This is a genomic window from Pseudoalteromonas sp. S554 (assembly GCF_005930865.1).
Classification (GTDB): Bacteria; Pseudomonadota; Gammaproteobacteria; order Enterobacterales; family Alteromonadaceae; genus Pseudoalteromonas; species Pseudoalteromonas marina.
The window spans coordinates 403,369-413,891 of record NZ_PNDV01000001.1 but is presented as its reverse complement, the minus strand read 5'-3'; the positions used below and the strand labels follow the sequence as shown (position 1 = coordinate 413,891).

Below are 10,523 nucleotides of genomic sequence, written 5' to 3'. Positions count from 1 at the left end.
TGGTCGCCACATGAGTTAGCCGGTGCATTACCTAATAATACTAAGCCGCCCCATTGACCAATCGTTGTTTCGCCACCCGTTACATCTTGAATAGACGTCATGGTGATTGGCTGAGTTGCTGTGCCTACGGCCTCAATTTTTGAACCACGACGAACAACTAAAAAGTCATCGCCCGATTCACCAATTAATGTTGTACCAAACTGAACATACAATGTTGTGTTATCTGCTCGGTCATTACCAACAGCTGTACGTCCTTTTAAAATCCAATGTGCATCATTTGTTAGTGTTACATCAGCTGTGAATACCACATCTGAATTTAACTGATAAACAGGCTTATCGGTAATAGCTGGGAAACTTGCAGACACATCTGTTGCTAACCCTTGCTCTAATGCGTTTTGAATATCTGTTGGGAAGCTAGGTTTAGTAGCAACGGTCCACCCTTCCATCCAGTTATTATCACCGTCAAACGCACCAATGTAATCGGTTTTAGTGAAGAACGAATCAAGGCCAGAGGTATCAACACCAGCACCTAGTAAAGGTGAACTCGACTTAGGTGTATATCCATCAGTTGCTAAGCTTAGGTTTGTAGCCGTAAGTGTTTGGTTGCCTGTTTGGCCTTCAAACCACGATTGAACGTTACCACCAGCAATCGCTTCGCTACCGAAGTTATTATCTTCATTACAGGCTACTACTGAGTTTTCAATAGAAAGATCACCCGATTCTGCATTAGCTACCGAGTTAGAACCTACACGTAAACAGTTTGAATACCCATCTGGGCCAGTGATAACAACATTACGAAGCACACCCGCTGTACCAGCACGTAAACGAACACCGTTAGTACCATCTGCACCTACAATAGTTACGTTAGAAATAAGTGGCTTAGTCAATGGCGTTGCATTTGAATCAAATTCAGAGTTATCGGCTTCAATGGCATTATCGCCCTCAACAGCACTTTGTTGAATGTAGATATTTTGTGCACGACCTGTCCAACCAAACGACCAGTCAAATGCGTCATCGCCAATATCAGTCAGTACAATGTTACGTACATTTACTGTACCACCAAAAAACTCTACACCGTCGTCTAGGTTTTGGTGAACCTGGATATATTCAACCTTAGTTTGTGAACCTACACCAGCAAACGAAATACCGTTTAGTTCATCGCCATTACCCAGTGTTTTACCCGCATGTTTTACAACAATGTAACGAAGAACACCTGAGTTATCATCGCTGATATCACCACCAAACTGACCTGCATCACCTTCTGCCGATACACCACAGTTAGCGAGCTCTTCTGGTGTAGTCTCACCTTGTTGGTCGCCACATGAGTTAGCAGGTGCATTACCAAGTAATACTAAACCACCCCATTGACCAATATTTGTTTCGCCACCCGTTACATCTTGAATAGATGTCATAGTGATAGGTGCTGTTGCATTACCATTAGCGTTAATTTGTGAACCACGGCGTACAACTAAGAAATCGTCACCAGTTTCACCGATAAGCGTAGTGCCCGCTTGAACGTAAAGTGTAGTTGCATCTGCGCGATCGTTACCTACCGCAGTACGGCCATTTAAAATCCAATGTGCATCGTTTGTAAGCGTTACATCGGCTGTAAATGTAGTATCTTGTGTTAAACGGTAAATAGGCTTATCGGTAATTTGTGGAAATTCACTTGATACATTGGTCGCTAAACCCTGCTCCAATGCATTTGAAATATCTGTTGGGAAGCCACCATTAATACCTACTGTCCAACCTTCCATCCAGTTAGTTGTACCATTAAATGCACCAATTTGCCCATTGGCAATAAGCGGTGAACCCGGCAGTGGTGTGTAACCATTATCATCAAGCATTAAATCTGCGGGAGTTAGCGTTTGGTTGCCGTCTTGAGCTTCAAACCATGATTTAACATCGCCGCCATTAATCGCTTCACTACCAAAGTTGTTAGCTGTTGTTTGACATGCAACAACTGAATTAGTGATAGTTAATGAACCGTCTTCTGCGCGTGGTACAGAGTCTGAACCCACACGTAAACAATTTTCATAAGTAGCTGGGCCCGTTACGAATACATTGCTTAATGCGCCCGCAGTGCCTGCACGTAAACGAATACCGTTGTTACCTTCAGCACCTACAATTGTTACGTTTGAAACGGTTGGCATTGTAAGTGGTGTTGCACTTGAATCAAACTCAGAGTTATCTGCTTCAATCGCATTATCACCCACGTTTGCAGCTTGTTGAATGTATACGTTAGTTGCAGAGCCTGTCCAACCGAACGACCAGTCAAGTGAATCATCACCAATGCTGGTTAATACAACATTGCTTACATCAACTGTACCACCAAAAAACTCGATACCGTCATCAAGGTTTTCGTGTACTTGAATGTAATCAACAGTTGTTGCAGAACCCACACCGGCAAACGAAATACCGTTTAGCTCATCGCCATTACCCAGAGTTTTACCTGCTTGCTTAACGATTAAGTACTTTAATGTACCTGAGTTATCATCTGCAACATCGCCACCAAACTGGCCGGCGTCACCTTCAGCAGAGACACCACAGTTAGCTAGCTCATCGGCTGTTGCTTCACCTTGTTGGTCGCCACATGAGTTAGCAGGTGCATTACCTAGTAATACTAAACCACCCCATTGACCAATGGCTGTTTCACCACCCGTTACATCTTGAATAGAGGTCATAGTAATTGGCTGACTTACCGTACCAACCGACTCAAGCTGTGAACCACGACGAACGACTAAAAAGTCATCGCCAGATTCACCAATAATTATTGTGCCTTGTTGAATATAAAGCTTTGCGTTATCTGCACGGTCATTACCTACTGCTGTACGACCATTTACAATCCAATGCGCGTCGTTTGTAAGTGTTGCATCGGTAGTGAACGTTGTATCTGCTGTTAAACGATACACTGGCTTATCAGTAATTTCCGGAAATTCGCTTGATACGTCTGTGGCTAAGCCTTGTACAAATGCGTTATCAATAGTGGTAGGGAAACCAGTTGTGCCGTTTTGTGAATCATCACGAGATGACGTTTCACCGCCTGTGTCTGAGCCGCCTTCAACAACGTTTGTTATTGTATCGCCTTCGTTAATTGTTGTGTCGCCTTCAGATACTACTAAGTCACCACCACAACCCGCTAAAGATACTGCAGTTGCAATCAAACTAACTTTGAATAAGTCAGATAATTTCATTGTTCACTCCGTTAAAGTATTTAATTATTTTGTTAGCGCTTTATAAAAACTCAAGTCACTTTAAAGCACTTAATAATGCGTTAAGGTCACTTGAGTTATCAGCAGGGCTTACCTTACGGGAGCTATATGACACTGGAGTTACACTTTAATAAACATAACATGACAAAACTATATTATTAAAATTCAACAACTTAATTGCTACAGCAATAAAAAAAGCCGACTCAATAATAATTGAGTCGGCTTGCGTAGTGCGAATATGAAATTGATATTACAAGCACCAACGAAGTAGTGACTTGTTGTTTTAAAATTTAAAGCAGAGCGGTTCTTAACGTTTCAGCATGTACTTTTTCACGTTTAACATACTTAATCCATTGCTTAGCCAAACGCTGTGATTTTTTGTGTTTTTCAGCTTGTTCAAACGCTAAAATAGACGCATCGAAATTTTGCAAATTGTACTGCGCCATACCCAGTGCAACAAAGGCATTTGACTCAAAATCAAGTCCCCCTTTATCAAGCGCTTTACGAGCTGAGTCGGCAGCATCTTCATAGTGCTCTGTATTAACATACACCTCAGCTAAACGCTGATCGTATTGCCCATGTTCTGATAAATCGGCGGCTTTAACAAAATACTCTATCGATTTTTCATCTTCTTTTGCTTGGATCATCGCCTCGGCAACAAACGCATAGTTTTTAGCTGTTTTTTCGGCAATGCCATTATCTATTGCTTTACTCATAACTTCTGCCGCTTTAAAAGCAAGTCCATTGTATAAGTAAACTTGAGCAAGTTGGCGTAAGTCGGCTCTTGATGTTAAAAAACCTTGCTGATAGGCAGCTTCAATAACAGCTAATTGCTTCTTCTCTTGCCCTGTTTCACCATACATACCCGAAAGCTGTACCCAGTACTCTGGTTTATCATAAAGCTTAACCATGCGTTCAAGCACTTCAACCACTTTGTTAGTCTGATTTAGTGAATAAAACATAGCGCGCTGTAATACAAGCCAGTTTTCTTTTGGGGTTTTACCTTCGTCATCACTTAATGAAATAACTTTAGTGATGTAGTCTAGGCCTTGCTTATAGTCTTTTAACTGGTAATACGTTTGTGCACGAAGTAAGTAATACCCTTCAGGTATTGGCTGAGTGTTAATTTCATCCCAGTTATCCAAAAAGGCAATGACTTTATCGTAATCGCTGTTTGCCATAGCAAGCTGCGCTAAACTAAAAGTGGTGCTTAAACGCAATGTTTCAGGGATCCCTTCTTCTGCCACAACGCGTTCAAATGAAGCTATCGCTTTTGGTAGGTCATTTTGATTGTAGTAAATGAACCCGTAAAAATTATGCATCATGGCTATTTCGTAAGAATTCATACTTGAAGAACGTTCATTAATGCTATCGAGCGCTTCAAGCCCGGCTTTTACATCGCCATCGTCTGCCAATTTTTGTGCGCGAGCCAGTTGGCTGTATACTTTTTCACGAAGCGCAGGAACGCGTTTTGTTTTTTGCTCCTGCGCCGCTTGAGCACTTGCTATTGATACGCCAGGTAACAACGTTAGTGCACTGGGTGTAACAATACTGAACCCTATCGCAGTGGTACAAAGTAGTGTTACTTTTAAAAGTTTAGTTTTGGTTAATAATTTCATAATCGCCTCACGGTCTTTTCTAGTTAGCTACTATCCGCCAATTTGAAAAGATATTTTGTTCTGAACACCCGCTACTTCAACAGCTTCACCGTTGACAACACGCGGTTTATATTTAAATTTAAGAGCAGCGTCCATTGCAGCCCGATCAAATAACGACTCAGGCTCTGCTTTTAATACTTGCGGGTCGCGAACGGTACCTTGCTTTGTTACAGTAAATTCAACAATCACATACCCTTCAATACCGCGCGATAGCGCTCGACGCGGATAAACTGGTGCAACTTTTACAATGGGTAAATATTCGCCATCGCTCGTTTCCAGTGCTAATCCACCCGCCAGGTTCACTTCGGCGTCAACATTAGCACCAAAGTCAAAGTTGTTAGCGTTGGCATTAGCATCACTACTTTGCATTTGTGGCGATTCCATTGGTGGTGGCGGCTCTTTTGGCGTAGGTGGCTTTTGTGGTTTACGCTCTTTCTTTTGAACACTTTCTTCTTTTTTCAAACGAACAAAATCAAGAACATTACCTTTAGCTGGTTCGCTCATTGCCCCTTCACCGCCGGTTATAAGTGCTTGCATGCCCAAAAACAGCATAAACGTGACTACACCGGCAACAATTAATGCTACTAAATAACGCATTACTTACCCTTACGCTTCTTGAGCCGCAATTGACACATCAAACACACCTGCAGCGCGTGCGGCATCCATTACTTTAATTAACGTATCGGTGGTTGCTTTTTTATCAGCTTGAATTACAACGCTACCTTGTGGGTTTTCAGCTTTTAAGCGTTCAATATTCGCCTGCACTGCGCGAACATCTATTTGGCGTTTGTTAATCCAAATTTCACCCTTATCTGAAATAGCAACTAAGATATTGGCTCTTTCTTTTTTAACCGCAGTTGCGGCTTCTGGGCGGTTTACGTCAATACCTGCTTCTTTAACAAATGAAGCTGTTACAATAAAGAAGATAAGCATAATAAATACAACATCTAGCATGGGTGTCATGTTTATTTCTTCAGCTTCATCTTCTTGCATTAAATTACCTAAAGGCGCTCTCATTTTTATTCTCCTGATATGAGCGGGTATGTTTAGCCGCTCATAAAACTTATTTAGTGATCTAGCAACATGCTATCTTCAAGTAGTTCTACTTCACGTTTGGCTTTACGTTGTAAGTACGTTGAGGCAAATACACCAGATAACGCCCCTACCATACCCGCCATTGTCGGGATTGTGGCTTTAGATACACCTGACGCCATTGAACGCGCACTCCCGGTGCCTGTTATAGCCATTACATCAAACACTTCAATCATGCCCGTTACTGTGCCAAGCAACCCAAGTAGTGGACACAAAGCCACCATGACATTGATAAGCGGAAGGTTTGCATTTAAACGCATACTTGCTCGCGAAATCATAGCTTGGCGTATTTGCTCAGCATTCCAACTATTGCGTTCGTTACGCGTTGACCATGTTCCTTTAATGCTATTTTTGTATCCGCGAAACCCGTTGAAAAAGTATATAAATCGCTCGAGTATCAATAACCACATCGCGAAGATTAACACCCCAATGACCAAGAGGACTTGGCCACCGGTGTCGAGAAAATCACGGATAGCATTGATTGAGTCAATCAATAGCACCATGGTTTATTCTCCCTTCTCGCTTCGCTCAGCAATGATACCTGCGCTTTGCTCTTGTAAAATAAGCAGTAAGCCTTTTGAACGCGTGTTTAGTAATGTGTATATAAACACTGTTGGGATTGCCACAACTAAGCCAAGTACGGTCGTAACCAGTGCCTGAGAAATACCACCAGCCATTAGTTTAGGGTCGCCAGTACCAAATAATGTGATTGCTTGGAACGTGTTGATCATACCGGTAACTGTACCTAGCAAGCCAAGTAATGGGGCAACAACAGAGATGATTTTTATAAGCGTTAAGTTACGTGTGATTTTTGGCATTTCACGTAAAATTGCTTCACTTAATTTAAGCTCTAACGTGTCGTAAGCAACATGTGGGTAGTCGTCTTTTACTTTCATTACACGACCTAGCGGATTGTCGTCACGCGCTACTGAATCTTTTAATTGGCGACGAATTTTTCCACCAACAAGTAACAATGAAATAAAGCGCTCAATTGCAATTAATAAAGCAAGCAAACCAACACCTAAAATTACATAACCAACCGCACCACCTTGATGAACTTGCTCTGATGTATCTGGTGCTTGAACAAGTAAACCTAAAATAGAGCCTCCTGTTGGGTCTAATGCAAACTGTACAACACCACTTTTAGCATCTTGTAAGTCAGCAGCTGTAGCGGTATAACGAGACACTGGTTGGCGAGTAAGCGCGCTCAGCGTGTTTGTTCCTGGGTTATATTCTAAGTATTGACCCTGTGAAATTAAGTTAAAGGCACCAACACGAACAACTTCTTGCTCTGCTTTATTTCCACCTTCAACAATAACTGAAGTATTAAAGCGACTGACTTTACCTTGCTCAGTCATTTCACGTTGCAGCTCGTACCACACCTTTTCAATATCTTCTATTGATGCAAGCTTAGACGTTGAACCCATTTTTTGAGCTAACTCGTCCATAAAGTCACTACGGCCCGGTAATTCTGCTGATACAACCGAAGTAGCAAACTTATTGCTAGAGTCCCCAGCGACTTGCTGTAATACCCCAAATAACTCTTTAAGTGATCCCATTCGCTTAGATAAGGTATCGGTTAAGTTTGCTAGTTTAACTTCGTTTTCTTCAAATTGTGTTTCAAGGCGCTCTGATTCAACAAGCATTTGGTTACGCTTTGCAGTTGTATCATTTAACATTTGAACTTGCTGGTTTTGGCGAGAAGTAAACTCCTGCTCTCGTTGTTTATTTTGAGCACTTTGAACGGTCTTGCCGTTTTCTAATGTTTTTAATAATGAATCAAGATCCATTGTTTCTGCCGCAGTGCTAACGCCTGCAAAACCGAGGCTTGTAACAAACAATGCCATTTTTGTCATTTGAGTAAACAATTTCATTTTTAACCTCTTATTCTGCTGCGTGTACTGGCAGAGTTAGCATATCTGGGGCAAGTTGCTTGCGCGCAATACGTAAACCTTTATTGATTTGACTAATTGTTGAATCTGGTAATGTTTCAAATGTTTTAGTCTCTGTGTTGTAGCTACCAGCTTGCTTACCATCACGTGTTAGGTAAATCAGCTCTAATCGGCCAATGCGTAAAAAGTCAACTTCACGCTCTTTACCGTTTACATCTAACAATGCGGTGTAAGCTTCAATTGTGCGCCCGTAGTCTACCTCTACTTGGTAAGCTTCTAGCACACGACGAAATTTTTCACTCGAGGTGATATCAGCGCGGTCCATCATGGTTTTCAGTGATACTAAACGCTTAGCGCGCTCGTCTTGCAAAAAGGGAATGTCTAACGATACAAACTGCTCAAGACCTGTGATCATTCGCATCATAAGTGGTGTAATTTGGCGCTCAATAATAGAAACCTGATCCATTGATAGGTTAAGCGATTCCATTTCTTCAATTTGATTATTAAGCTGTTTATTTAACTGCGCGTTATAAACAGCTAAACCGTCAATCTCTTTATTGAGCGTTTTAAATTGCTGTAAACGTCCTTGCATTGAATCTGCAATCTTGTCTATTTTTGTTTGTGATTGCGCAGCTGATTTATTAATTTCGCTGCTTTTATCAATAACCTTATCTAAATCGTTAGCGTGTACTGCTGCACTTGCGGCCACAATACCAGCTAAGATTAATGATTTAACGCCTTTCATCGTATACACCTTTACTCGTTAATTAGCGGATTTGCTAGGTTGTATTTCAAGCCAATAAACAGAGCTTTAGTGGCTTGAATAATTCAATGAAGGGAAGTTTATAGATAAAAGATGACAAGGATGTTGCGCAAAAAAGTCGCTTTTATGACAGCTGTCATAATTAGGACTTATAGCAGAATAAAGACGGTCGAGGCGTTAAAATTAACGCTTCCTAATCAATAATATTTAAAATTTGGCTGTAAGTACTTTGCCAATCAGTGTAATCAACGCCAATAGGATAGTAGCTGTTGTTATGAATAAGTACCAAGGAAGGAAAGCCATTAATAGGCAACGCTTTAACAAATGCCAACTCGTCACTCAATTCATTATTTAATGATGAGCTGACTAATTCATTTGCAAATCCCTCTTCATCTAGACCAATGCTTTTAGCGAGCGCTACCAAGGTGGCTTCATCAGAAGGGTTTTGCGCATTTAAATAGTAAGCATGTTGGATTGCTTCTATCATTTGCGCTTCTTTATTGGTTTTACGCGCGATCAGAGCTGCTCTACAAGCCGGGTAAGTAGAACGGCGAGGTTCGCAATTACGCCAAAAGTCATAATTAAACTGTGTACCTAACTGCTTTTGTATTTTGTGCCACGTATCTTCAAGCATTTCTTTCATTGCTTTTGGCATAGGCTGCTGACTATCGGCAGCTAAGCCGCCCACTTTATATTCAACAATAATTTTATGCTCAAGTTGTTCTTTTAATTTTAGCCACGTAGGTGCATAGCCCCAACACCAACTACACATTGGATCGTGTATGTAAATTAACTTACTTTGAAACATAACAACTCCTACATAAAAGCTGAAACAACTTTATTTCGACCCGTTTCCTTTGCTTTATAAAGGCATCGATCGGCTTGTTTTAAAGCATCATTGTAATCTGATAGTTTATTTACTTGTGCTACACCTATGCTACAGGTAAGTGCTACGTTTTTACTATCAACATTCAAAAGTGTTGTATTGGCAACACTTTCTCTAAAGTTGTTAGCAATGTGCTCTGCAATTTGAATAGTCGCTTTTGGGAGAATAACCACAAACTCTTCACCACCATAACGCGCTTTTATTGAATCGCAACTGAAGTGTGACTCCAGCATTTTAGTAAATTCTATTAGGACAGTATCACCACTATCATGACCATAGTTATCGTTTATAGACTTAAAATGGTCGAGGTCTAATAATAAAATACTAAATGGTAAATACTCATCTGGGCAGTCACTTACTAAGTTAAAAAAGTGAGATGTGACAAAACGTCTGTTTGCAGCGCCAGTTAGCTGGTCGGTATACGCATCCTTTTTTTGCGATAAAGTAATTTCAGCAATAGACGCATGACTTTTTTGCCTAAAAAATTCGCCAATAAATGAAAAAACAAACACTAAACCAAAAGATGCCATAAAACGCGATTTTTCTACATCGCCATAATCTACCTGACCGATGTTAGGGCCATACAGTAGCCCTAAACAACAGACTAATAAAAACCCACTAAGCCATAACCCTAATTTAACACCGAGAGTAGCAAAGGTAACAACTGGATAAAACATGAGCCAATACAGCGCTGTGTTCTCTTTACCACCTGTGTAAATAAGCGCAATACACATAATAAAAATGATTAGCATGGTTATTAAAGACACAACCTCTAATTTACCTGTTTTAAAAAAGTAAACGGTACAGGCAATAATCGTCATATTAGCAACGAGCAAAGCTACACTTAAAATAGGTGAATACACATCATAATTAGATAGAAGTAAAAAACCCAATACAACAATAGCAAAGGCTATCATTGTAAATAATGAAAATGCTTGACGCTGCCTGTCTGAGTTATAAACACTGTCTATATTAATCAAGTTGCGCCAACTCGATTTATTTAAGTTTTCATCATCCATA

General features: G+C 40.7%; 9 protein-coding genes. All 9 read right to left on the bottom strand.

Annotated elements, in window-relative coordinates:
- A partial coding sequence (locus tag CWB65_RS01795) for a beta-helix domain-containing protein (protein WP_138739730.1) occupies nucleotides 1-3,194 on the bottom strand: 3,194 nt, incomplete at its 3' end.
- Nucleotides 3,195-3,502: 308 nt separating this feature from the next.
- Entirely contained in the window at nucleotides 3,503-4,831 is a 1,329-nt protein-coding gene (locus CWB65_RS01790) for a tetratricopeptide repeat protein (RefSeq protein ID WP_138739729.1), read from the bottom strand.
- Between the two features lie 30 nt (nucleotides 4,832-4,861).
- Nucleotides 4,862-5,467 carry an energy transducer TonB gene (locus tag CWB65_RS01785; RefSeq protein ID WP_006793482.1) on the bottom strand — a complete coding sequence of 202 codons (606 nt, stop codon included), beginning with the start codon at nucleotides 5,465-5,467 and terminating at the stop codon, nucleotides 4,862-4,864.
- Between the two features lie 9 nt (nucleotides 5,468-5,476).
- On the bottom strand, nucleotides 5,477-5,887 hold the full coding sequence (locus CWB65_RS01780; RefSeq protein ID WP_006793481.1) for an ExbD/TolR family protein: 411 nt from the start codon (nucleotides 5,885-5,887) through the stop codon (nucleotides 5,477-5,479).
- A 50-nt stretch (nucleotides 5,888-5,937) separates the two neighbouring features.
- Nucleotides 5,938-6,465, bottom strand: a complete 528-nt coding sequence (locus CWB65_RS01775; protein WP_006793480.1) for a MotA/TolQ/ExbB proton channel family protein — start codon at nucleotides 6,463-6,465, stop codon at nucleotides 5,938-5,940.
- Between the two features lie 3 nt (nucleotides 6,466-6,468).
- A complete protein-coding gene (locus CWB65_RS01770; protein ID WP_006793479.1) occupies nucleotides 6,469-7,836 on the bottom strand; it encodes a MotA/TolQ/ExbB proton channel family protein in 1,368 nt (455 codons plus the stop codon).
- A gap of 10 nt (nucleotides 7,837-7,846) precedes the next feature.
- Nucleotides 7,847-8,599 carry a DUF3450 domain-containing protein gene (locus tag CWB65_RS01765; protein WP_138739728.1) on the bottom strand — a complete coding sequence of 251 codons (753 nt, stop codon included), beginning with the start codon at nucleotides 8,597-8,599 and terminating at the stop codon, nucleotides 7,847-7,849.
- Between the two features lie 211 nt (nucleotides 8,600-8,810).
- Nucleotides 8,811-9,425, bottom strand: coding sequence for a DsbA family protein (locus CWB65_RS01760; RefSeq protein WP_138739727.1), 615 nt, complete (start codon nucleotides 9,423-9,425; stop codon nucleotides 8,811-8,813).
- A gap of 8 nt (nucleotides 9,426-9,433) precedes the next feature.
- Nucleotides 9,434-10,522, bottom strand: coding sequence for a GGDEF domain-containing protein (locus tag CWB65_RS01755; protein WP_138739726.1), 1,089 nt, complete (start codon nucleotides 10,520-10,522; stop codon nucleotides 9,434-9,436).
- Nucleotide 10,523 lies beyond the last annotated feature (1 nt).